The following is a 22,923-nucleotide window of genomic DNA, read 5'->3' as shown; positions in this document are numbered from 1 at the left end:
ACGTCTTCACTGGCAAGCCAGCTCCCACAGGGATCTCTGGCGCACACAAAATCATGCAAGACACAGAACTTGTGGGAGCTGGCTTGCCAGCGATGAGGCCCGTCAATGCGCCGCCAACGCCTTGGCCAGCCTCTTCCCCCGGGCCCCCGCCGCCAGATCCATCACCGCTTGATCGCGCTGCCACATCGCCGCCCACTCCGGCGGCCCATCGGCCAGGGCCTCATTCACCTCAGTCTTGAGCGCGTCAAACTGCGCGAACAACCCGCCAAGCACCACATGCCCGGCCAGACTGGTCGGTGGCTGGCGGCTGGCCTCCGCGCACCCTGCCAACAGCCCCAGCAGACGCAATTGCAAGGATGGCGGCCAGGCACAGTCCTGACCGACCCCATACAGCCACGCCGTCATGGCGCTCAGTACATAGATGTCTTCCAGCGTGCGAAACGGTTTGACGTATGCATCCCAGCCGTCCCCGGCGAGCAATTCGCACAAGGCATTATCCAGAAACAACCGGCCGTGGCTGATATCTGGCATCAACGGGATCGGCGCCAGTTTTTCCACCCGCACGCCCGGCTCATCGCGATAGATCACCGCCAGGCTCAAGCGCGGGTCGGCGCCGGGTTCCTCGCAGCGTGCAGCCACCAGCAACCAGTCGGCGGCATCGCCGGCTGTGACGAAATCCTTGCGTCCGCTCAGACGCAAACCGCTCAGGCGGGTTTGCATGTCGGCCGGTCGCAGGCTGCGCTGTTCCGTCGCGCACAAGGCGCCGAGGCTCAGTGGCGCGCTCGGCCAGAGCATGCGCAATGCCGCTTGATATCCCACAAGAAACGCCAGCCCCGGCGTTGCCATCAGCCGCCCGCCCAGCACGGCCAATTCAAACGGCGCGACCGTGCCCAGCTGCTGCAACAAAGTCGCGAAACCTTCGGCCAGGTCCGGGTTGGCGGGCAAGCGATCACGGCGGTTCAACAGGGTTTGCCAGGGCATAAGAGGCTCCTCGTGGGCTGTCATATAAGCATCACCAAAGCTTAATGGCGATGACACCAGGGCTACATAGCCTGACTTTGCACAACACGGCTAGACAAAGAAAGTCGATTCGCTGTAGCCCAAAGACGGGTGAGCAGCCCGCACGGAGATTCGCCATGACTCAGATCGCCCGCATCAGCGACACCGCCAACGAACGCCGCCTGCAAGCCGAACGCCTGGTGGGCGCCGAGGCGCTGCAGGAAGCCCAGGCCTTGCGTTTCAACGTGTTCAGCGGCGAATTCAACGCCAAGCTCAAGGGCGCTGAACGGGGTCTGGACATGGATGACTACGACGTTCACTGCGCCCACATCGGCGTGCGTGACCTGAACACCGGGCGCCTGGTGGCTACCACCCGTTTGCTCGACCACACGGCTGCCAGCAGCCTGGGCAAGTTCTACAGCGAAGAAGAATTCAGCCTCCACGGCCTGGTACACCTGCAAGGCCCGATCCTGGAAATCGGTCGCACCTGCGTCGACCCGGCCTACCGCAACGGCGGCACCATCGCCGTGCTCTGGGGCGAACTGGCCGAAGTCCTGAACCAGGGCGGCTACAGCTACCTGATGGGTTGCGCGAGCATTCCGATGCAGGATGGCGGTGTACAGGCCCACGCGATCATGCAGCGTCTGCGCGAACGCTACCTGTGCACCGAACACCTGCGCGCCGAGCCGAAAAACCCGCTGCCAAGCCTGGACATCCCGTCCAACGTGATTGCCGAAATGCCACCGCTGCTCAAGGCCTACATGCGCCTGGGCGCGAAGATCTGCGGCGAGCCTTGCTGGGACGAAGACTTCCAGGTCGCCGACGTATTCATCCTGCTCAAGCGCGACGAACTCTGCCCACGCTACGCCAAACACTTCAAGGCGGCTGTGTAATGAGCCGGTTGCGGGTGTACGCGCGAATCGCGCGGGTGCTGATGGTGGTGACGCTGGGCCTGGGCATGGCCAGTGTGTTCGGCGTGTTCGAACGCCTGGGCCTGGCCCATTCGATGGCGCGCCGTCAGCGCTGGTCGCGATTTTTCATGGCCCGCCTGGGCAACGCCCTGCCCTTTGACGTGACCGTCCACGGTGAGCTGCCGAAGACACCGATGCTCTGGGTCAGCAACCATGTGTCCTGGACCGATATTCCGCTGCTGGGCATGCTCACGCCGCTGTCGTTCCTGTCCAAGGCCGAAGTGCGCACCTGGCCGGTGGCCGGCTGGCTGGCGGCCAAGGCCGGCAGCCTGTTCATCCGTCGTGGCGCGGGTGACAGCCAGTTGATCCGCAAGCAGATGACCCGCCATCTGGAACAAGCCTACCCACTGCTGATGTTCCCGGAAGGCACCACCACCGATGGCCGTTCGCTGCGCACCTTCCATGGCCGCCTGCTGTCCGCCGCCATCGACTCCGAAGTGGCGCTGCAGCCGGTGGCGATCCGTTATGTGCGTGACGGCCAGCCTTGCGCGCTGGCGCCATTCATTGGCGACGATGATCTGCTGTCGCACCTGATGCGTCTGTTCGCCAATGACCGTGGCGGCGTGGAGATTCATCTGCTCAAGCCAATCGCCTGTGAAGGCCGGGAGCGCGCGGCACTGGCGTTCGAGGCGCAGCAGGCGGTGCAGAAGGCGTTGTTTGGGACTGTCGTTGAACCTCAGCGAGCACCGATGCGCCCTGCCATTGCGGCGTGACGCGATCCTTGATTCACTGAAATACCCTGTGGGAGCGAGCTTGCTCGCGATAGCGGTGGGTCATTCAGCATCATCGTTGAATGTTGATCCGCTATCGCGGGCAAGCCCGCTCCCACAGTGGTTTTAAGTTGCTGGATAGTTCCGGGCGAAATCCTGCAGTTGCGGATAGAACAACCGAAAGTCCTCGCTCAACGGTTCATACAACCGTCGCAACTCCTGCATCGCCGCCGCCAGTTCCTCCGGCCGGGTCAGGCGCCGCGAGATCCCGCGCAACACCTGCTCCAGTACTTCAAATTCCTGATACGAGCCCAACCAGTCATTGGCCACCATGTGCGGCGCAATTTTCGCCAGCCGCTCCGGCAGTTGCCGCTCGCTGGACAGCACGCGATAAACGTCCGAGGTGAACAGTTCCAGCGGCTGGTCGGCATACAACCTCCAGTCCCGGGCCAGGCAATGGTCGAAAAACACGTCGAGCACGATCCCCGCATAGCGACGACGGGTCAGGGAGAAACGCGACAACGCGACATCCACCTGCGGATGGCGATCGGTGAACACGTCGATGCTGCGGTGCAACTGGATAGCCCCCTCGATGTCCGGAGCGAACTGCCCTTGCAGCCGCCCCTTGACGAAATCGCCATACAGACTGCCGAGCAATTGGCCGGGACGCTGGCCACCGAGGTGAAGATGTGCGAGATAGTTCATGGGCGCAGCTTAGCACTGCCCCCTTGTCTTGTTACACTCAACGTATCGTTATAACTCGATATACCGAAATATGAGCTGGTCAGAGCCAAATCATATTTGTATATCGCGAAATACCGATTTAAAGTTCGCCTCATCGCGATATAGCGTTTTAAACATCACGAGCCCACATCATGACCATCAATCTCGACGAAATAATAAAAGCCCTGGCACACCCAGTACGGCGAGAAATCCTGCACTGGCTCAAGGACCCGACCGTCGAATTTCCCGACCAGTCCCACAGCAACGAGCACGGCGTTTGCGCCGGGCAGATCGATCAACGTTGCGGCCTGTCGCAGTCCACGGTGTCGGCACACCTGGCGACCCTGCAACGCGCCGGCCTGATCAGCAGCCGCAAAGTCGGCCAGTGGCATTTTTTCAAACGCAATGAGGAAACCATTCAGGAGTTCCTCAAAACCTTCAGTAAAGAGCTCTGACCCTTAAAGTCAGTCAGCCGAAAAGGAATCAGACATGCCCCTCTCGCTACTCATCCTGGCCTTGAGCGCCTTCGCCATCGGCACCACCGAGTTCGTCATCATGGGCCTGCTGCCCAACGTGGCGGCCGACCTCGGAGTGTCGATTCCCGGTGCCGGCTGGCTGGTGACCGGTTACGCCCTGGGCGTGGCCATCGGCGCGCCGTTCATGGCGCTGGCCACCGCCAGGCTGCCGCGCAAGGCCGCCCTGGTGGCGTTGATGGGCATCTTCATTATCGGCAACCTGCTCTGCGCAGTGGCCGGCGACTACAACGTGCTGATGTTTGCCCGTGTGGTCACCGCGCTGTGCCACGGCGCCTTCTTCGGCATCGGTTCGGTGGTGGCTGCCGGCCTGGTGCCGGCGAACAAACGTGCCTCGGCCGTGGCCCTGATGTTCACCGGCCTGACCCTGGCCAACGTCCTTGGCGTACCGCTGGGCACCGCCCTCGGCCAGGAAGCCGGCTGGCGTTCGACCTTCTGGGCCGTGACCGTGATCGGTGTGATTGCACTGATCGGTCTGATCCGCTTCCTGCCGGCCAAGCGCGATGAAGAAAAACTCGACATGCGCGCCGAACTGGCCGCACTCAAGGGCGCTGGCATCTGGCTGTCCCTGAGCATGACGGCACTGTTCGCCGCCTCGGTGTTCACCCTGTTCACCTACGTCGCGCCGCTGTTGGGCGAAGTCACTGGGGTCTCGCCCCGTGGCGTGACCTGGACCCTGATGCTCATCGGCCTGGGCCTGACGGTAGGCAACATCATCGGCGGCAAGCTGGCCGATAAAGGCATGGCCGCGACCCTGATCGGTGTGTTCGTGACCATGGCCGTGGTGTCCACTGTGCTGACCTGGACCAGCGTCGCCCTGATCCCGACCGAAATCACCCTGTTCCTCTGGGCCACCGCGTGCTTCGCCGCCGTACCGGCGCTGCAAGTGAACGTGGTGACGTTCGGCAAAGCCGCACCGAACCTGGTGTCGACCCTGAACATCGGCGCTTTCAACATCGGCAACGCCTTGGGTGCCTGGGTCGGCGGCAGCGTGATCGCCCATGGCTTCGGCCTGACCAGCGTGCCGCTCGCCGCAGCCGTACTGGCGGTACTCGCCCTGCTGGTGACCCTGATTACTTTCCGCCAGAGCGGCAACCCCGATCTGGCACCTGCTACCAACTAACCACCTGAAACCTCACGAGGGTTGTACTTCATGACGACTATTTTCGATCCAATCAAACTGGGCGACCTCGAGTTGGCCAACCGCATCATCATGGCACCGCTGACCCGCTGCCGCGCCGACGAAGGCCGCGTACCCAATGCGCTGATGGCCGAGTACTACGTGCAGCGTGCGTCCGCCGGGCTGATCCTCAGCGAGGCGACCTCGGTGACACCGATGGGCGTCGGCTACCCGGACACCCCGGGCATCTGGTCCAACGATCAGGTACGTGGCTGGTCCAACGTGACCAAGGCCATCCATGGCGCGGGCGGCAAGATCTTCCTGCAGTTGTGGCACGTGGGTCGCATTTCCCACGGTTTGTACCTGAACGATGAAGCCCCGGTCGCCCCGAGTGCCATCCAGCCCAAGGGCCACGTCAGTCTGGTTCGTCCGCTGGCCGACTTCCCGGTGCCGCGCGCCCTGGAAACCGCTGAAATCGCCGACATCGTCGACGCTTACCGCGTCGGTGCCGAGAACGCCAAGGCCGCCGGCTTCGACGGTGTGGAAATCCACGCCGCCAACGGTTACCTGCTCGACCAGTTCCTGCAAAGCAGCACCAACCAGCGCACCGACAACTATGGCGGCTCCCTGGAAAACCGTGCCCGCCTGCTGCTGGAGGTGACTGACGCCGCCATCGAAATCTGGGGCGCCGGCCGTGTAGGTGTGCACCTGTCGCCACGCGCCGACCTGCATGACATGGGCGACGACAACCTGGCTGAAACCTTCACCTACGTCGCTCGCGAACTGGGCAAGCGTGGCATCGCCTTCATCTGCTCGCGCGAGAAAGAAGGTGCCGACAGCCTCGGCCCACAACTCAAGGAAGCCTTCGGCGGCCCCTACATTGCCAACGAGCGTTTCACCAAGGACAGCGCTAATGCGTTGCTCGCCAGCGGCAAGGCCGATGCAGTTGCCTTCGGCGTACCTTTCATTGCCAACCCTGACCTGCCGGCACGCTTGAAGGCCGATGCACCGCTTAACGAAGCACGCCCGGAGCTGTTCTATGCCAAGGGCCCGGTTGGTTACATCGACTATCCAACATTGTAAGACTGCGCAAACTCAAAAAGCCCGGCGTTTCGGACGCCGGGCTTTTTTTGCTTTAAATAAGCTAAAACCCGCTTGCCAGACTTAAACCCCTGACAACTTACCTGCCATTCAAACCAGTATCACACCCACACCCACCTGCATACAAACTTACAACTAAAATCCAGACAAACTCAAAAAAACAATTTAATACTTCACAACGCCTCGTCACAACATATCGAGCGCTATGGAAAGCCCCTAAAAAACTTTAAAGGATTAACAGCATGGATAACAACGGCCCGATACATGCGCCCCAAATCATTGCACAAACAGAATATGAAGCTGGAGACTTCAGCTTTTCTGCCTCAGCCAGCAAATTCCCTGATAAGTACACCGTGATGACCATCAACATCGCCAACAACACTAATGGCACGATCCGGCTCTTGAAAGCAGGCTGGGATTTGACCGGAACGTCGCTGTCAGACTTCGAAATCGAAATGAACGATGAGCAAACTCTCGAACTTCCATACTTTCGGGACTTCTCCAGTAATGGAATTCATTACAAAAAAAGGAAGTTCCCTCCGATCCTGCAAGAGTTCTCTTACATCACCGAAGATGGATTAATTTGCACGTTAGCTATTCAGCTGACAGTTTCAGTGGGTTACGGATTCCTGCATCCAACCCTGAATCCAATCTGGACAAAAAAAATAACGCGATCCGGAAACAGCAGCAGCTCATATAAAGTCACGGCCAACATCGTGAAAAAGAATGAAGAGGCGCCCTTCAGTTTTAGCGTCGACCTGATAATCGGTTAATATCAATCAGACAAAAAATACGCCGATGAAAAAACGTATCAGACCAGCTTACTGATGTCTTTTTTCGCCACATTCCAGACCCCGACTCGCAAAGCCGGGGTTCTTTTTCACGAGCGGCGGTATCGTTCGAAGTTCATGCCCCATGCAAGCTCGATACAAAATCCCTACAAATTATGTAGCTTGATAGCTGTCAACCTGACACGAGCCCATATATAAAAGCACCCCATTACAAAAAGGCGCATGAAGCAAAATGATCCTCGGGGGGGGATTTCAACGGTTGACTTGCCGGGAGCCAGTTTTTCATTTTGTTTCATTTGCGCAGGCTGGGGCTCAAGCGCAGCATGTCCAGCCCGGTATCGACCCATCGTTCGGCTTCGGTGTGCAATTCAAAACTGTCGGGGGCCAGCAACCACTGGTACAGGATGCCGTCAATATAAGCATGCAAGCTGATCGCGGCGCGGGCGGTGTCGAGGTTTTCCGGCAACTGCCCTCGATTGACGGCATTGCTCAGGGCCAGACCGATTCGCACGTTGCATTCGAGGCTGGCTGACACACGCTGTTGGCGCAGGTCGCACATTTCATCGGTGAATTCGCACTTATGAAAAAGAATCTCGTTGATGCGTCGGGTTTTCGGGTCCAGCGCAATTTGATGAAACAAATGAATCAGCAGCTTGCGCATGCAGCCCAAGGGATCGAGTTCGTCTTCACTCTCGCTGGCCTTGGCCATTTCTTCCAGCGGTTCATGCAAGGTGTCGAGCATGGCCTGCACCAGATCGGCCTTGTTGCTGAAATGCCAGTAAATGGCCCCACGAGTGACGCCGGCCAGGGTGGCGATATCCGCCAGGGTCGTACGCGCCACGCCTCGCTCGTAAAAGGCCTTTTCGGCCGCCACGAGAATTTGCGCGCGGGTTTCCTGAGCTTCCTCTTTGGTACGACGGACCATGGCAGTACAACCTCAATCAGGGTGCTTCAGCGATGTCTGAATATCAGCTGAATAAAAGTGGGGCGAACGTTCTGGGGGTTCGTCCCCGGCCTACAATTCCAGCGTTTCAACGGCTTGTGTAATGGCTTTTGTAACGGCGCTGATACGCAGCCTGGGTATTTACAAACAGCCATGTACGTAAGTATATTACTTAGCAAGCTACTTATCCACTCGGCAACCATATTTCAACCTTCCACCTTTCTAGTGCGCACGTTGCGCGCCTGACCCGAGGATTTTCATGCAATTCAAGCCAGCTGTTACCGCTCTGGTCGCCGCCGTCGCCCTGGCATCGCTGCTCAGCGGATGCAAAAAGGAAGAGGCAGCGCCGGCCGCCCCACCGCCTCAGGTCGGCGTCGTGACTCTGCAACCGCAAGCGTTCACCCTGACATCCGATCTGCCCGGCCGTACCAGTGCGTTCCGCATTGCCGAAGTCCGTCCTCAGGTCAACGGCATCATTCTCAAGCGCCTGTTCAAGGAAGGCAGCGACGTCAAGGCCGGCCAGCAGCTCTATCAGATCGATCCGTCGGTCTATGAAGCGACATTGAAAAGCGCCGAAGCCAACCTGCGCTCGACCAAGTCGATTTCCGACCGCTACAAGCAACTGGTCGACGAGCAGGCTGTAAGCCGTCAGGAATACGACACCGCCGTGGCCAACCGCCTGCAATCGGAAGCCGCACTGCAAACGGCACAGATCAACGTGCGCTACACCAAGGTCTATGCACCGCTGACCGGCCGCATCGGCCGCTCCTCGGTGACCGAAGGCGCGCTGGTCAGCAATGCCCAGGTCGATGCGATGGCGGTGATTCAGCAAATCGACCCGATCTACGTCGACGTGACGCAGTCTTCGGTCGAGCTGTTGCAACTGCGCCGCGAGCTGGAAAGCGGTCGCCTGCAAAAAGCCGGCGACAACGCGGCCTCGGTCAAGCTGACCCTGGAAGACGGCAGCGAGTACAAGCTGGACGGCAAGCTGGAGTTCTCCGAAATCTCGGTTGACCAGACCACCGGTTCCGTCACCCTGCGTGCCATTTTCCCGAACCCTGACCACACCCTTCTGCCTGGCATGTTCGTGCACGCCAAGTTGCTGGCCGGTGTGAACAGCGCGGCGATCCTGGCCCCGCAGCAAGGCGTGACCCGCGACCTCAAGGGTACCCCGACCGCTCTGGTTGTCGGCCCGGACAACAAGGTCGAACTGCGTCAACTCAAGGCCAACCGCACCGTCGGCAACCAGTGGCTGATCGAAGACGGCCTGAAGGCCGGCGATCGCCTGATCACCGAAGGTCTGCAATTCGTCAAACCCGGCATCGAAGTCAAGGCCAGTGAAGCGACCAACGTAGCCGTAAAGAACCCGGCCCCCGCTCAGACAGCTGATAAAGCCTCTGGCGGAAAAGGGGAGTAAACCATGTCGAGATTTTTTATCGACCGTCCGATTTTCGCCTGGGTAATTGCCCTGGTGATCATGTTGGTCGGGGCACTATCGATCCTGCGGTTGCCGATCAACCAGTACCCGAGCATTGCGCCTCCAGCGATCGCAATTTCCGTGACCTACCCGGGTGCTTCGGCACAAACGGTTCAGGACACCGTGGTTCAGGTGATCGAGCAACAGCTCAACGGTATCGACAACCTGCGTTATGTCTCGTCGGAAAGTAACTCCGACGGCACCATGACCATTACCGCGACCTTCGAGCAAGGCACCAACTCCGACACCGCACAGGTTCAGGTGCAGAACAAGCTGAACCTGGCCACCCCGCTGCTGCCGCAGGAAGTGCAACAGCAAGGTATCCGCGTCACCAAGGCGGTGAAGAACTTCCTGCTGGTGATCGGCGTGGTGTCGCGTGACGGCAGCATGACCAAGGACGACTTGTCCAACTACATCGTGTCGAACATGCAAGACCCGATCTCGCGGACCGCCGGTGTCGGTGACTTCCAGGTGTTCGGTTCGCAATACGCCATGCGTATCTGGCTCGACCCGGCCAAGTTGAACAACTACAACCTGACCCCGATCGACGTCAAGACCGCCATCGCGGCGCAAAACGTCCAGGTGTCGTCCGGTCAGCTCGGCGGCCTGCCTGCCCTGCCCGGCACCCAGTTGAACGCGACGATCATCGGCAAGACCCGCCTGCAGACCGCGGAGCAATTCGACAAGATCCTGCTCAAGGTCAACAAGGACGGCTCCCAGGTTCGCCTCAAAGATGTTGCCGAAGTCGGCCTGGGTGGCGAGAACTACAGCATCAACGCCCAGTTCAACGGCGCCCCGGCTTCCGGCCTGGCGGTGAAACTGGCCACCGGTGCCAACGCGCTCGATACCGCCAAGGCCCTGCGCGCGACCATCGACAACCTCAAGCCGTTCTTCCCGCAAGGGATGGAAGTGGTGTTCCCGTACGACACCACGCCGGTGGTGACCGAGTCGATCAAAGGTGTGGTGCACACCCTGGTCGAAGCGATCGCGCTGGTGTTCCTGGTGATGTTCCTGTTCCTGCAAAACTTCCGCGCCACCGTGATCACCACGATGACCGTGCCGGTGGTATTGCTCGGTACATTCGGGATCCTCGCGGCCGCCGGTTTCAGCATCAACACCCTGACCATGTTCGGTATGGTGCTGGCCATCGGCTTGCTGGTGGACGACGCCATCGTCGTGGTGGAAAACGTCGAACGGGTGATGAGCGAAGAAGGCCTGTCACCGAAGGAAGCCACCAAGAAGTCCATGGGCCAGATCCAGGGCGCACTGGTCGGTATCGCCCTGGTGTTGTCGGCGGTTCTGCTGCCAATGGCGTTCTTCAGCGGCTCCACCGGTGTGATCTACAAGCAGTTCTCGATCACCATCGTTTCGGCCATGGCCCTGTCGGTACTGGTTGCGCTGATCTTCACCCCAGCGCTTTGCGCCACCATGCTCAAGCCGATTCCGAAAGGTGAGCACGGCGTACCCAAGCGTGGTTTCTTTGGCTGGTTCAACCGCAATTTCGACCGCGGCGTGCGCGGCTACGAACGCGGTGTAGGCAATATCCTGCAGCGCAAGATCCCGTACCTGCTGGCGTACCTGCTGATCGTGGTGGGCATGATCTGGCTGTTCACCCGCATTCCAACGGCGTTCCTGCCGGAAGAAGACCAGGGTGTACTGTTTGCCCAGGTGCAAACCCCGGCCGGCTCCACAGCCCAGCGTACCCAGGTGGTCGTGGATGAAATGCGTGAATTCCTGCTGCGCCCGGGCAAGGATGGCGGCGAAGGCGATGCGGTGAACTCGGTGTTTACCGTGACCGGTTTCAACTTCGCCGGCCGTGGCCAGAGTTCGGGTATGGCGTTCATCATGCTGCGTCCGTGGGACGAACGTAACGCCGACAACAACGTGTTCAAGGTGGCGGCCCGTGCCCAGCAGCACTTCTTCACCTTCCGCGATGCCATGGTGTTCGCCTTTGCACCGCCGGCGGTACTGGAGTTGGGTAACGCCACCGGTTTCGACGTGTTCCTGCAGGACCGCGCCGGTATCGGCCACGAAAAACTGATGGAAGCGCGCAACCAGTTCCTTGGCATGGCCGCACAAAGCAAGATCCTGTCTCAGGTGCGTCCGAACGGCCTGAACGACGAACCGCAATACCAACTGGAAATCGATGACGAGAAGGCCAGTGCCCTGGGCATTACCATCGCCGACATCAACAACACCCTGTCGATTGCCCTGGGCAGTAGCTACGTCAACGACTTCATCGACCGTGGTCGGGTGAAGAAGGTTTACGTGCAAGGCCAGCCAGGCTCTCGAATGGGCCCGGAAGACTTGCAGAAGTGGTACGTGCGCAACGCCCAGGGAACCATGGTGCCGTTCTCGGCATTCGCCAAGGGCGAGTGGATCTACGGTTCGCCGAAACTGGCCCGTTACAACGGCGTGGAAGCGATGGAAATCCTCGGCGCCCCGGCACCGGGTTACTCCACCGGTGAAGCCATGCTCGAAGTCGAAGCCATTGCCAGGAAACTGCCGGCCGGTGTCGGTATTTCCTGGACCGGCCTGTCGTACGAGGAACGTCTGTCCGGTTCGCAAGCGCCGGCGCTGTACGCCCTGTCGCTGCTGATGGTGTTCCTGTGCCTGGCGGCGTTGTATGAAAGCTGGTCGATTCCGATCGCGGTGATGTTGGTGGTACCGCTTGGGATCATCGGTGCACTGATGGCCACCAGCCTGCGCGGTTTGTCCAACGACGTGTACTTCCAGGTAGGCCTGTTGACGACTATCGGTCTGGCGGCGAAAAACGCCATTCTGATTGTCGAATTTGCCAAGGAACTGCACGAACAGGGGCGTAGCCTGCGCGACGCGGCAATCGAAGCCTGCCGCATGCGTCTGCGACCGATCATCATGACCTCCCTCGCCTTCGTTCTGGGTGTGGTACCACTGGCGATATCCACGGGCGCAGGTTCGGGTAGCCAGCATGCGATCGGTACCGGCGTGATCGGCGGTATGATCACGGCCACTGTGCTGGCGATCTTCTGGGTCCCGCTGTTCTTCGTCACCGTGTCGTCCATTGGCCAGCGTAAGATTGCCGACCAGGATGACGCTACTGAAACTCCTAAAGAGGCTGGCTAATGAGCAAGTCGCTACTCTCCCTGGCAGTCGCCGCCTTCGTGCTCGGTGGCTGCTCGCTGATACCTGACTATCAGCAGCCCGAAGCACCGGTGGCGGGGCAATACCCGCAGGGCCCGGCGTATTCGCCGGCCCAGGCACCGGCGCAAGCGGCGGCCGAGCAGGGCTGGAAGCAGTTTTTCCATGACCCGGCGCTGCAACAGCTGATCCAGGTCGCCCTGGAAAACAACCGTGACCTGCGTGTCGCGGCCCTGAACATCGACGCCTTTGCGGCTCAGTACCGCATCTCCCGCGCCGACCTGTTCCCGGCCGTTTCGGCCAATGGCACCGGCAGCCGTCAGCGCCTTCCGGCTAACGCGTCGCAGACCGGCGAAGCCGGCATCACCAGTTCCTACTCGGCAACGGTTGGCGTCAACGCCTACGAACTCGACCTGTTCGGTCGGGTTCGCAGCCTGAACGAGGAAGCATTGCAGAAGTACTTCGCCACCGAAGAAGGCCGGCGCAGCACGCAGCTCAGCCTGGTGGCCAGCGTCGCCAACGCCTACCTGACCTGGCAGGCCGACAAGGAACTGCTGAAAGTCACCCAGGACACCCTCGCCGCGTTCGAGGAGAGCTACAAGCTCACCGCGCGCAGCAATGAAGTGGGAGTCGCCTCGGCCCTGGACCTGGCGCAGTCGCGGACCTCGGTGGAAAACGCCCGTGCGCAACTGGCCCGTTACACCCGTCAGGTCGCCCAGGATGAAAACAGCCTGGTACTGCTATTGGGTACCGGCGTCCCGGCCAACCTGCCAGCGGCCAAACCGTTGAACGACGATCTGTTGGCCGAAGTACCGGCCGGCCTGCCGTCGGACTTGCTGCAACGTCGTCCGGACATCCTCCAGGCCGAGCACAACCTCAAGGCGGCCAACGCCAACATCGGCGCGGCACGGGCAGCGTTCTTCCCGAGCATCAGCCTGACCGCCAACGCCGGAACCCTGAGCCCGGACCTGTCCGGCCTGTTCAAGGGCGGTTCGGGTACCTGGCTGTTCCAGCCGCAGATCAACCTGCCGATCTTCAACGCCGGCAGCCTGCGCGCCAGCCTGGATTACTCGAAGATCCAGAAAGACATTGGTGTGGCGAACTACGAGAAGTCCATTCAAACGGCCTTCCAGGAAGTCGCCGACGGCCTGGCCGCACGCGGGACCTATACCGACCAGGTACAGGCACAGCGTAATCTGGTCAGCGCCAACCAGGACTACTACCGCCTGGCCGAGCGTCGTTATCGCATCGGTGTCGACAGCAACCTGACGTTCCTCGATGCCCAGCGTCAGCTGTTCAACTCCGAACAGAATCTGATCACCGATCGCCTGGCGCAGCTGATCAGTCAGGTCAACCTGTACAAGGCACTGGGTGGTGGCTGGAACGAACAGACGGCGAAGAACGAGCCGTTGAAAGAAGAAGCGCCGAAGATGAAGTATTTCTGATAGCGCTGTGAAAACACGAAGCCCACCGATTGGTGGGCTTTTTGTTGGCTGCGGGAAAAGGTGTGTCGTCAGGCATGGCCTCTTCGCGAGCAAGCTCGCTCCCACATTAACCGGGTTCTTTCAGAAGGAATGCAGTCGACTGTGGGAGCGGGCTTGCTCGCGAAGAGACCGGTCCACAATCCACATAAACTTGGATCAAGGTTATGTTCGATAATCGCCCAGAACCCGCTTTTTACGATTGAACCATCCAGTACATCCCAAGCACCATCCGAACCACAAAACCAATAACAACAGGTTCGACACCATGCCCCCGCGCCCTGCCCTCCCCGGCTGATTCGCTTCGCTTTTCATGATTTCGACTGTTCGTCTGCAACCCGCGGGTTGCGGCATCACCGCGTTTCATCCCCAAGAATTAGAGAGACCCGAGCCCATGACGCCTACTCCCGCGCCGTACTTCGTTCCCAGCCTGATCGCCATTGCCCTGGCCTGCGCGGCCCTGCCCGCCAGCGCCGAGGAATCGGGTTTTGTCGAGGGCGCCAAGGTCAACCTGAACCTGCGCAATTTCTACATCAATCGCAACTTCACCAACCCGACCAAGGCCCAGGGCAAAGCTGAGGAGTGGACGCAGAGTTTCATCCTCGATGCCAAATCCGGGTTCACCCAGGGCACTGTCGGCTTCGGCATGGATGTGCTGGGTTTGTATTCGGTGAAGCTCGACGGCGGCAAAGGCACCGGCGGTACGCAACTGCTGCCGCTGGACCATGACGGCCGCCCGGCGGACAACTTCGGCCGCACCAACGTGGCGTTCAAAGCGAAGCTGTCCCAGACAGAAGTGAAGGTTGGCGAATGGATGCCGGTGCTGCCGATCCTGCGTTCGGACGATGGTCGTTCGCTGCCGCAAACCTTCCGTGGCGGTCAGATCACCTCGAAAGAAATCAACGGACTAACGTTGTACGGCGGCCAGTTCCGCGCCAACAGCCCGCGCGATGACAGCAGCATGAACGACATGTCGATGACCGGCAAAGCTGCGTTCACCTCCGACCGCTTTAACTTCCAGGGCGGTGAGTACGTGTTCAATGACAAGCGCACCCAGATTGGTCTGTGGAACGCCGAGCTCAAGGACATCTACAGCCAGCAATTCGTCAACCTGATCCACAGCCAACCGCTTGGCGACTGGACCCTGGGCGCCAACCTGGGTTTCTTCTACGGCAAGGATGACGGCAGCGCCCAGGCCGGCGAGCTGGACAACAAAACCCTGTACGGTTTGTTCTCGGCCAAATACGGCGGCAACACCTTCTACGTCGGCCTGCAGAAACTCACCGGCGACAGCGCCTGGATGCGGGTCAACGGCACCAGCGGCGGCACTCTGGCCAACGACAGCTACAACTCCAGCTACGACAACGCCCGGGAGAAATCCTGGCAAGTACGCCACGACTACAACTTCGTCGCCCTTGGCGTACCGGGCCTGACCCTGATGAACCGCTACATCAGCGGCGACAATGTGCACACCGGCAACATCACCGACGGCAAGGAATGGGGACGTGAATCGGAACTGGGCTACACCGTGCAGAGCGGCGTGCTGAAAGACTTGAATCTGAAATGGCGCAACTCGACCATGCGCCGGGATTACAGCAATAACGAGTTCGATGAGAACCGGTTGATCATCAGCTATCCGATCAGCTTGCTCTAGACCTTACGAGCGCCTTCGCGAGCAAGCCCGCTCCCACAGTTGACCGAGTCGCAATGGCAAACACGGTCTAATGTGGGAGCGGGCTTGCTCGCGAAGACGTCAGTTCAGTTAATGCAAGTCGCCGGGATCACTCCCGCGATTCGACCCCCAACTCCTCCCACACCGACTCGGCCAGGTGGAAGGTCGCATTGGCCGCCGGAATACCGCAGTAGATGGCGCTCTGCATGATCACTTCCTTGATCTCGCCACGGCTCACGCCGTTGTTGGCGGCAGCGCGCAGGTGCAGTTTGAGTTCGCCCTCGCGGTTCATGCCGATCAGCATGGCGATGGTGATCAGGCTGCGGGTATGGCGCGGCAGGCCCGGGCGGGTCCAGATGTCGCCCCAGGCGTGGCGGGTGATCATCTCCTGAAACTCCGAGTTGAACTCGGTCAGGGTCGTCAGGCTGCGGTCGACATGCGCGTCTCCAAGGACCGCGCGACGGACCTTCATGCCCTCGTCATAACGTTGTTTTTCGTCCACGAGAATCCCCTCAATCAGCCAACAGAAACGCCATCACGCGCTCGCTGAACGCGTCGCCTGCCTGGACGTTGGACAAATGCGCGGCGTAGAACTCGGCGTACTCGGCCCCGCGCACATGCTCCTGAATGAAATGCCCACCGGATGGCGGCGTCACCGCGTCTTCGGTCCCGGCAATCACCAGCAACGGCGCCTTGATCGAGGACAACCGATCGCGGAAATCGGCATCACGCACCGCCGCGCAATTGGCCGCATAGCCTTCGGGCGAAGTGGCCGCGAGCATGTCGGTAATCTGCTTGGCCGCCGCCGGGTTGGCGGCAGAGAAGTCCGGAGTGAACCAGCGGGCAATCGAGGCATCACGCAAGGCAACCATGGCCGCCTGACCATCACGCTGGACCATTTCGATACGCGGACTCCACACTGACGGATCGCCGATTTTCGCCGCAGTGTTGCACACGATCAGTTTGTTCAGGCGCTCGCTGGCATTGATCCCCAGCCACTGGCCAATCAGTCCGCCCATGGACAAGCCACAGAAGTGCGCGCGCTCGATGTGCAAGGCATCCAGCAAGGCGAGCACGTCGTGGCCCAGTTGCTCGATGCTGTAAGGCCCCGGTGTGACCAATGACTGGCCATGGCCGCGAGTATCAAAACGCAACACGCGAAAATGCTTGGAGAACGCCGGGATTTGCGTGTCCCACATGTGCAGGTCGGTGCCCAAAGAGTTGGACAGCACCAGCACCGGCGCATCGACCGGTCCATCCAGTTGATAATGCAGTTCGCCCTCGGCGAGTTGTACAAAAGCCACAGCAATTCTCCTTCAGGCAGAAAATGAAGAATGTTCGGCCACCGCCCGCTCGACCCAGGTTTGGGCCTGGCCGAGGTATTGGGCAGGGTCCAGCAGATGATCGAGCTCAGCCGCCGACAGCTCGGCGGTCACTTGCGGTTCGTCGCCGAGCACCGCACGCAGGTGACGCTGTTCGGCCACCGCGCGTTTGCAGCAGCGTTCGAGCAGATGGTGTGCGGTATCGCGGCCGACCCGTTGGGCGAGGACGATGCTCACCGCTTCGGCTAGCACCAGGCCCTGGGTCAGATCGAGGTTGTGCGCCATACGCCCGGCATCCACTTCCAGTCCCTGGGCAATCAGCAAAGCTTGCTGCAGGCTGCCCGACACCAGGCAGCAAATCTCCGGCAGGGTTTCCCACTCGGCATGCCACAGGCCGAGACTGCGCTCGTGTTCCTGGGGCATGGCGCTGAACAGTGTCGAGAGCAAACCGGGTACACGCGTCGCCGCGCCGATCAACACCGCCGCGCCCACCGGATTGCGCTTGTGCGGCATGGTCGAGGAACCGCCCTTGCCCGGCGCCGAAGGTTCGAACACTTCGGCGGCTTCGGTTTGCATCAGCAGGCTGACGTCGCGACCGAGTTTGCCGAGACTGCCGGCGATCAACCCGAGCACCGCGCCGAACTCCACCACTCGATCGCGCTGGGTGTGCCACGGTTGCTCGGGCAAGGTCAGTTGCAGCTCTTCGGCCAGCGCCCGGGCAATCGGCATGGCTTGCTCGCCAAGTGCCGCAAGGGTGCCGGACGCACCGCCGAATTGCAGCACCAGCAAACGCGGTTTCAATTCGGCCAGGCGTTGGCGACTACGGGTCACGGCGCCCAGCCAACCGGCGATTTTCATGCCGAGGGTCACCGGCGTTGCATGTTGCAACCAGGTGCGCCCGGCCAATGGTGTGGTCGCGTATTGCCGGGCCTGGGACGCGAGGACCTGCCCCAGTTGCGCCAGATCGCTTTCGATCAGCTCCAGCGCACGACGCAATTGCAGCACCAGGCCGCTGTCCATCACATCCTGGCTGGTCGCGCCCAGATGTACGTAACGCTCGGCCTCGGCATTCTGCGCAGCGATCTGCTTGCCCAGCGCCTTGACCAACGGAATCGCCGAGTTACCCGCCGTGGCAGTCGCCTCACCCAACGCCGCAAAGTCGTATAGCCCGACGCTGCAAGCCGCCTCAATCGGCGCGACTGCACTCGATGGTATCAAGCCGACTCGCGCTTGTGCCCGGGACAGTGCCGCTTCGAAATCGAGCATGGCCTGGACCCGGCCCTGATCGCAGAACACTTCACGCATATCGCGGGTAGTGAAATAGGCATCGAACAATTGATTGCCCGGTCGCTGGTTCATAAGCAGTTCCTGAAGGCGCGGGCCTTTGCGACCCGCGCGTGAAGATCAAAGATCGCGATGCAGATACTTCGCCTGTTTCGGCAAGAAGTCGAACCATTCGACCAGATTGCCGGACGAGGCACCGACGATGGCGAAGATCCGCTTGCTGCGCTCCTCATCGGCGTATAGCGCTGGTCGTTGTCATTGTTTTTCACTCAATGGGGACAGTCAGAGTCTAGACACGCCTTGCAACAGCCTCGTTCCACAGATAGATCGGCAACACAAATCCACTGTGGGAGCGGCGCTGCGACGATTCGACTTGCTCGCGAAGGCGTAGTGTCAGTCGATAAAAATGTTGCCTGACATGCCGCTTTCGCGAGCAATCCCGCTCCCACAGATTTTGCGGTGTTCATTCAATAATCGAAGAACACCGTCTCCGCATCAGTGCCTTGAAGAATCACATTCCACTGATAGACACCCGACGCATCCTTCCTGGCCAGCAAGGTACCGCGACGCTCGGCCGGCACGCATTCCAGCAACGGATCGTTTACGTTGGCCGCCTCACCCTCAAAGTAGATCCGTGTCAGCAGGTGCTTAACCAGACCACGGGCAAACACCAGCACCACCAGGTGCGGTGCCTGAGTCGTGCCTTTGAGCCCCTCGACCGTTCCCGGCTTGATGGTAGTGAAACGAAAACGCCCTTCGGCATCCACCGGCACCCGGCCAAAGCCTTCGAAATTCGGGTCCAGGGGTTTTTCCTGCTCGTCTTCCGGATGGTCATACTTACCGGCGGCGTTGGCCTGCCAGACTTCCAGCATCGCGTCGTTGACGATGTCGCCATTGCCGTCGAGCACTTGCCCGGTGATCGCCACGCGCTCGCCCAGGGTTTGTTCGACGGTCAGGTCTTCGCGGTTCAGCCAGGTCAGGCCGATGTGGTAGTACGGCCCGACGGTGTGGGACGTGGTCGCAGTCAGCGTCATCTTATTTCTCCATCGGCGTGGCGTCGCGGCCGCGCAAAACGATGTCCCAGCGATAACCGAGGGCATAGGACGGGATGGTTTTTTCCAGATCGAACGAGGCAATCAAGCGCTCTTTGGCGCGGGTATCGGGTACGCAGTTGTAGATCGGGTCGTACGCCAGCAGCGGGTCGCCCGGGAAATACATTTGCGTCACCAGGCGCGTCAGGATGCTCGGCCCGAACAGCGAGAAGTGGATGTGCGCCGGGCGCCAGGCGTTGTGGTGGTTGCCCCACGGATACGCACCGGGCTTGATGGTCTGGAACTGATACCAGCCATCGGCGTCGGTCACGGTACGGCCGGTGCCGGTGAAGTTCGGGTCCAGCGGCGCATCGTGCAGGTCACGGGCATGGGCATAGCGACCGGCGGCGTTGGCCTGCCAGATCTCCACCAGAATCCCCGGAACCGGCAGACCGTTTTCGTCCAGCACGCGGCCGTGAATGATGATGCGCTCGCCCTGTGGCTGACCGTCGTGCTGAGCGGTGAGGTCATTGTCCTTCTCGTTGACGCGCTCGGCGCCGACGGTTGGCCCGGTGATTTCCGACAACGAATGGGGCAGAAACACCAACGGCTTGGACGGCGAGCGCAGATTGGTGGATTGATAGGTCGGATGCAGGTACTCCGGCTGAGTACCCTCCTGCGGGCGACGGTAACCAGGCTTGTCAGTCATTACTCTTTCCTCAGTTCTTATTAGCCGACAGGGTGTGTCAGACCCGTTCGATTGCCAAAGCCAGACCCTGGCCGACACCGACGCACATGGTCGCCAGTCCTTTCTTGCCACCGGTCTTTTCCAGCTGATGCAACGCCGTCAGTACCAGACGCGCACCACTCATGCCCAACGGATGGCCCAGGGCAATAGCGCCGCCGTTCGGGTTGACCTGGGCGGCATCGTCGGCGATCCCCAGTTCACGCAGAACCGCCAAGCCCTGGCTGGCGAAGGCTTCGTTGAGTTCGATCACATCGAAATCGCTGACTGCCACGCCGAGGCGCTCGGTCAGTTTGCGCACCGCGGGCACCGGGCCGATGCCCATCACCCGCGGTGCAACACCGGCGCTGGCCATGCCCAGCACTTTGGCCCGGGCGGTCAGGCCGTGTTTCTTCACGGCTTCGGCCGAGGCCAGGATCAACGCGGCGGCACCGTCGTTCACACCCGAGGCATTGCCGGCGGTGACGGTTTTATCGGGGCCGTTGACCGGTTTCAGTCTGGTCAGGGCTTCCAGGGTGGTGTCGGCGCGAGGATGCTCGTCCTGGCTGACCACGGTTTCACCCTTCTTGTGGGCAATCCGCACCTCGACGATTTCTTCGGCGAAATACCCGGCAGCTTGCGCGACGGCGGTGCGCTGCTGGCTGCGCAGGGCAAAGGCGTCCTGGTCTTCGCGGGAGACGTTGTAATCGTCGGCCACGTTGTCAGCGGTCTGCGGCATCGCGTCCACGCCGTACTGGGCTTTCATCAGCGGATTGATGAAGCGCCAGCCGATGGTGGTGTCTTCGAGTTTCATGTTGCGCGAGAACGCCGCGTCAGCCTTGCCCATCACGAACGGTGCGCGGGACATCGACTCGACGCCGCCGGCAATCGCCAGCTCCATCTCGCCGCTGGCGATCGCGCGGAACGCGGTGCCGATGGCATCCATGCCCGAAGCGCAGAGGCGGTTGAGGGTCACGCCGGGAATGCTTTGCGGCAGCCCCGCCAACAGCAGCGCCATGCGCGCGACGTTGCGGTTGTCTTCGCCAGCCTGGTTGGCGCAGCCGAGGAACACCTCGTCCACGGCGCTCCAGTCCACCGACGGGTTGCGCTCCATCAAGGCCTTGATCGGCACGGCGGCCAGGTCGTCGGCACGCACCGTCGACAGACCGCCGCCGAAACGGCCGATGGGGGTACGAATCGCGTCGCAGATAAAAACGTCACGCATCACGCTTCTCCGGGTGCTTGGCCGTGGGCCGCTGCGGTACGGGCTTCGAGATCGCGCAGCGCGGTCAGCTCGACGTCGGTCGGCTCGGCGGTTTGCTCAACGTTGTCGGCAAAACGGATTGCCCAACCGGTGGCGGCGACCACTTGCTCGCGGGTCACGCCCGGGTGCAGTGCAGTGACCACAAACTCATGGGTGCCTGCTTCCGGCTCCATGATGCACAGGTCAGTGATGATCCCCACCGGACCGGCGCCTGGCAGGCCGAGACGCTTGCGCGAATCGCCGCCCTCGCCGTGGCCGACCGAGGTAATGAAGTCGAGTTTGTCGACAAAGGAGCGCGCCGACTGCTTGAGGATAATCAACACGCTCTTGGCGGAACCGGCAATCTCCGGCGCGCCACCGGCGCCTGGCAGACGCACTTTCGGCGCGTGGTAATCGCCGACCACTGTGGTGTTGATGTTGCCGAAACGGTCGACCTGCGCCGCGCCGAGAAAGCCGACGTCGATGCGTCCGCCCTGCAGCCAGTAGCGGAAAATCTCGCCGGTCGGGACCACGGTGTCGGCGGTTTCCGCCAATTCACCGTCACCGATCGACAGCGGCAATACGCTCGGCTTGGCACCGATCGGACCCGATTCGTAGATCAGTACCACATCAGGCGAAGACGTCAGACGCGCCAGGTTGGCCGCTTTCGACGGCAAGCCGATGCCAACGAAGCACACAGAACCGTTCTTCAAGCGGCGAGCGGCGGCGACGGTCATCATTTCATTGGTGGTGTAAGTCATTACTTCGCCTCCGAAGCGGCGGCCAGTTTGGCCTGGAACTCGCTGAAGTCAGCGCTGCCGTGGATGTATTCGTTGATCCACGCGGTGAAGGTTTCACGGTCGCGGGCAATCGGGTCCCAGGCCTGGTAGAAACGGTTGTCGCGTTCGGTGTAACCGTGGGCGTAGGACGGATGCGCACCGCCAGGTACGTGGCAAACCGCGCTCAAGGCCCAGGTCGGCAGCACGCAGGCGTTCATCGGTGCATTGAGGTCATCGACGATCTCTTCAACGGTGACAATGCAACGCTTGGCTGCCAGTGCGGCTTCTTTCTGCACACCGAGAATGCCCCAGAGCAGCACGTTGCCTTTGCGGTCGGCTTTCTGTGCATGGATCACGGTGATGTCCGGGCGCACCGAAGGCACGGCGGCGAGCACTTCGCCGGTGAACGGGCAGGTAACGGACTTGATCAGCGGGTTGACCTTCGGCAGGTCGGAACCGGCGTAGGCTCGCAGCACCGCGAACGGCAGGCCGGAAGCACCGGCGACGTAGGCATTGGCCAGGTCGGCATGGCTGTGCTCTTCGATTTCCAGCGGGTGCGGCCACTGTTTCTCGACGGCGTCACGCAGTCGATGCAGGGAACCGACACCCGGGTTGCCGCCCCAGGAGAAAATCAGCTTGCGGGCACAACCGGCACCGATCAACTGGTCGTAGATCAGGTCAGGGGTCATCCGCACCAGGGTCAGGTCTTTCTTGCCCTGGCGAATGATTTCGTGACCCGCGGCAGTCGGGATCAGATGGGTAAAGCCTTCGAGTGCGACCGTATCGCCGTCGTTCACGAATTGCTTCACCGCGTCGTGCAGCGAAAGAATTTCAGCCATTGGGGCAGGCTCCCGTTTGTTGTTAACCGACAGTGGAAGAAGGCGCCGATGCGCAGCGCC

Annotated in this window: 21 protein-coding genes and 1 pseudogene; 10 read left to right on the top strand and 12 right to left on the bottom strand. The window is 60.9% G+C overall.

Going from position 1 to position 22,923, the window contains the following annotated elements; all coding sequences use genetic code 11:
- Positions 1-102: 102 nt before the first annotated feature.
- Positions 103-981, bottom strand: coding sequence for an acyl-CoA dehydrogenase family protein (locus KSS91_RS06985; protein WP_217837429.1), 879 nt, complete (start codon positions 979-981; stop codon positions 103-105).
- 155 nt (positions 982-1,136) lie between these two features.
- Between KSS91_RS06985 and olsB the strand changes: the two genes are divergently transcribed.
- The gene (gene olsB / locus KSS91_RS06980; protein WP_015093862.1) at positions 1,137-1,892 is read left to right on the top strand and encodes an L-ornithine N(alpha)-acyltransferase; all 756 of its coding nucleotides are present in this window, start codon (positions 1,137-1,139) and stop codon (positions 1,890-1,892) included.
- Positions 1,892-2,683 (top strand): lysophospholipid acyltransferase family protein, encoded by a 792-nt coding sequence (locus KSS91_RS06975; protein ID WP_015093861.1) that lies wholly within the window; start codon positions 1,892-1,894, stop codon positions 2,681-2,683. Before olsB ends, KSS91_RS06975 begins: the two co-directional genes overlap by 1 nt.
- A gap of 123 nt (positions 2,684-2,806) precedes the next feature.
- Here KSS91_RS06975 and KSS91_RS06970 read toward each other — a convergent pair whose 3' ends face one another.
- Positions 2,807-3,385, bottom strand: coding sequence for an acyl carrier protein phosphodiesterase (locus tag KSS91_RS06970; RefSeq protein WP_217837428.1), 579 nt, complete (start codon positions 3,383-3,385; stop codon positions 2,807-2,809).
- Positions 3,386-3,555: 170 nt separating this feature from the next.
- Here KSS91_RS06970 and KSS91_RS06965 point away from each other — a divergent pair, with 170 nt between their 5' ends.
- From KSS91_RS06965 to KSS91_RS06950, 4 genes are all read left to right on the top strand, one after another.
- Positions 3,556-3,858 (top strand): ArsR/SmtB family transcription factor, encoded by a 303-nt coding sequence (locus KSS91_RS06965; protein WP_007983055.1) that lies wholly within the window; start codon positions 3,556-3,558, stop codon positions 3,856-3,858.
- Between the two features lie 34 nt (positions 3,859-3,892).
- The gene (locus KSS91_RS06960; protein WP_217837427.1) at positions 3,893-5,059 is read left to right on the top strand and encodes an MFS transporter; all 1,167 of its coding nucleotides are present in this window, start codon (positions 3,893-3,895) and stop codon (positions 5,057-5,059) included.
- 30 nt (positions 5,060-5,089) lie between these two features.
- Positions 5,090-6,139 (top strand): alkene reductase, encoded by a 1,050-nt coding sequence (locus tag KSS91_RS06955; RefSeq protein WP_217837426.1) that lies wholly within the window; start codon positions 5,090-5,092, stop codon positions 6,137-6,139.
- Between the two features lie 260 nt (positions 6,140-6,399).
- Positions 6,400-6,930: a hypothetical protein gene (locus tag KSS91_RS06950; RefSeq protein ID WP_015093858.1), complete on the top strand. Its 531-nt coding sequence runs from the start codon at positions 6,400-6,402 to the stop codon at positions 6,928-6,930.
- A 310-nt stretch (positions 6,931-7,240) separates the two neighbouring features.
- Here the strand turns inward: KSS91_RS06950 and emhR are convergent, their stop codons facing one another.
- Complete coding sequence (gene emhR, locus KSS91_RS06945) at positions 7,241-7,873, bottom strand: efflux system transcriptional repressor EmhR (RefSeq protein ID WP_015093857.1); 633 nt, start codon at positions 7,871-7,873, stop codon at positions 7,241-7,243.
- A gap of 277 nt (positions 7,874-8,150) precedes the next feature.
- On the opposite strand from emhR, the gene emhA reads away from it, so the two are divergent.
- The 4 genes from emhA (at position 8,151) to KSS91_RS06925 (ending at position 15,623) form a co-directional block, all read left to right on the top strand.
- Positions 8,151-9,308 carry an efflux RND transporter periplasmic adaptor subunit EmhA gene (gene emhA / locus KSS91_RS06940; RefSeq protein WP_015093856.1) on the top strand — a complete coding sequence of 386 codons (1,158 nt, stop codon included), beginning with the start codon at positions 8,151-8,153 and terminating at the stop codon, positions 9,306-9,308.
- Between the two features lie 3 nt (positions 9,309-9,311).
- A complete protein-coding gene (gene emhB, locus KSS91_RS06935; RefSeq protein ID WP_015093855.1) occupies positions 9,312-12,473 on the top strand; it encodes an efflux RND transporter permease subunit EmhB in 3,162 nt (1,053 codons plus the stop codon).
- Positions 12,473-13,933, top strand: coding sequence for an efflux RND transporter outer membrane subunit EmhC (emhC, locus tag KSS91_RS06930; protein ID WP_217837425.1), 1,461 nt, complete (start codon positions 12,473-12,475; stop codon positions 13,931-13,933). Before emhB ends, emhC begins: the two co-directional genes overlap by 1 nt.
- Positions 13,934-14,363: 430 nt before the next feature.
- On the top strand, positions 14,364-15,623 hold the full coding sequence (locus KSS91_RS06925; RefSeq protein WP_217837424.1) for an OprD family porin: 1,260 nt from the start codon (positions 14,364-14,366) through the stop codon (positions 15,621-15,623).
- A 127-nt stretch (positions 15,624-15,750) separates the two neighbouring features.
- Here KSS91_RS06925 and pcaC read toward each other — a convergent pair whose 3' ends face one another.
- From pcaC to KSS91_RS06885, 9 genes and pseudogenes are all read right to left on the bottom strand, one after another.
- The gene (pcaC, locus tag KSS91_RS06920) at positions 15,751-16,143 is read right to left on the bottom strand and encodes a 4-carboxymuconolactone decarboxylase (RefSeq protein ID WP_217837423.1); all 393 of its coding nucleotides are present in this window, start codon (positions 16,141-16,143) and stop codon (positions 15,751-15,753) included.
- 10 nt (positions 16,144-16,153) lie between these two features.
- On the bottom strand, positions 16,154-16,945 hold the full coding sequence (gene pcaD / locus KSS91_RS06915) for a 3-oxoadipate enol-lactonase (RefSeq protein WP_217837422.1): 792 nt from the start codon (positions 16,943-16,945) through the stop codon (positions 16,154-16,156).
- A gap of 12 nt (positions 16,946-16,957) precedes the next feature.
- On the bottom strand, positions 16,958-18,322 hold the full coding sequence (locus KSS91_RS06910) for a 3-carboxy-cis,cis-muconate cycloisomerase (RefSeq protein ID WP_217837421.1): 1,365 nt from the start codon (positions 18,320-18,322) through the stop codon (positions 16,958-16,960).
- 84 nt (positions 18,323-18,406) lie between these two features.
- Positions 18,407-18,506: pseudogene (locus KSS91_RS28100) on the bottom strand (hypothetical protein); the annotation flags it as partial.
- Between the two features lie 208 nt (positions 18,507-18,714).
- Positions 18,715-19,281 carry a protocatechuate 3,4-dioxygenase subunit alpha gene (gene pcaG, locus KSS91_RS06905; protein ID WP_217837420.1) on the bottom strand — a complete coding sequence of 189 codons (567 nt, stop codon included), beginning with the start codon at positions 19,279-19,281 and terminating at the stop codon, positions 18,715-18,717.
- Position 19,282: 1 nt separating this feature from the next.
- Positions 19,283-19,987 (bottom strand): protocatechuate 3,4-dioxygenase subunit beta, encoded by a 705-nt coding sequence (gene pcaH, locus KSS91_RS06900; RefSeq protein WP_217837419.1) that lies wholly within the window; start codon positions 19,985-19,987, stop codon positions 19,283-19,285.
- Positions 19,988-20,024: 37 nt separating this feature from the next.
- Positions 20,025-21,230 (bottom strand): 3-oxoadipyl-CoA thiolase, encoded by a 1,206-nt coding sequence (gene pcaF, locus KSS91_RS06895; RefSeq protein WP_302469996.1) that lies wholly within the window; start codon positions 21,228-21,230, stop codon positions 20,025-20,027.
- Positions 21,227-22,006 carry a CoA-transferase subunit beta gene (locus tag KSS91_RS06890; protein ID WP_015093847.1) on the bottom strand — a complete coding sequence of 260 codons (780 nt, stop codon included), beginning with the start codon at positions 22,004-22,006 and terminating at the stop codon, positions 21,227-21,229. Before KSS91_RS06890 ends, pcaF begins: the two co-directional genes overlap by 4 nt.
- Positions 22,006-22,863 carry a CoA transferase subunit A gene (locus KSS91_RS06885; RefSeq protein ID WP_007976681.1) on the bottom strand — a complete coding sequence of 286 codons (858 nt, stop codon included), beginning with the start codon at positions 22,861-22,863 and terminating at the stop codon, positions 22,006-22,008. The genes KSS91_RS06890 and KSS91_RS06885 overlap by 1 nt, the downstream gene beginning before the upstream one ends.
- Positions 22,864-22,923: the final 60 nt, after the last annotated feature.

Origin of the sequence: Pseudomonas azerbaijanorientalis (assembly GCF_019139795.1) — a bacterium.
In the GTDB taxonomy this organism is placed as follows: Bacteria; Pseudomonadota; Gammaproteobacteria; order Pseudomonadales; family Pseudomonadaceae; genus Aquipseudomonas; species Aquipseudomonas laurylsulfatiphila.
This window is presented reverse-complemented; position numbering and strand designations above follow the sequence as displayed.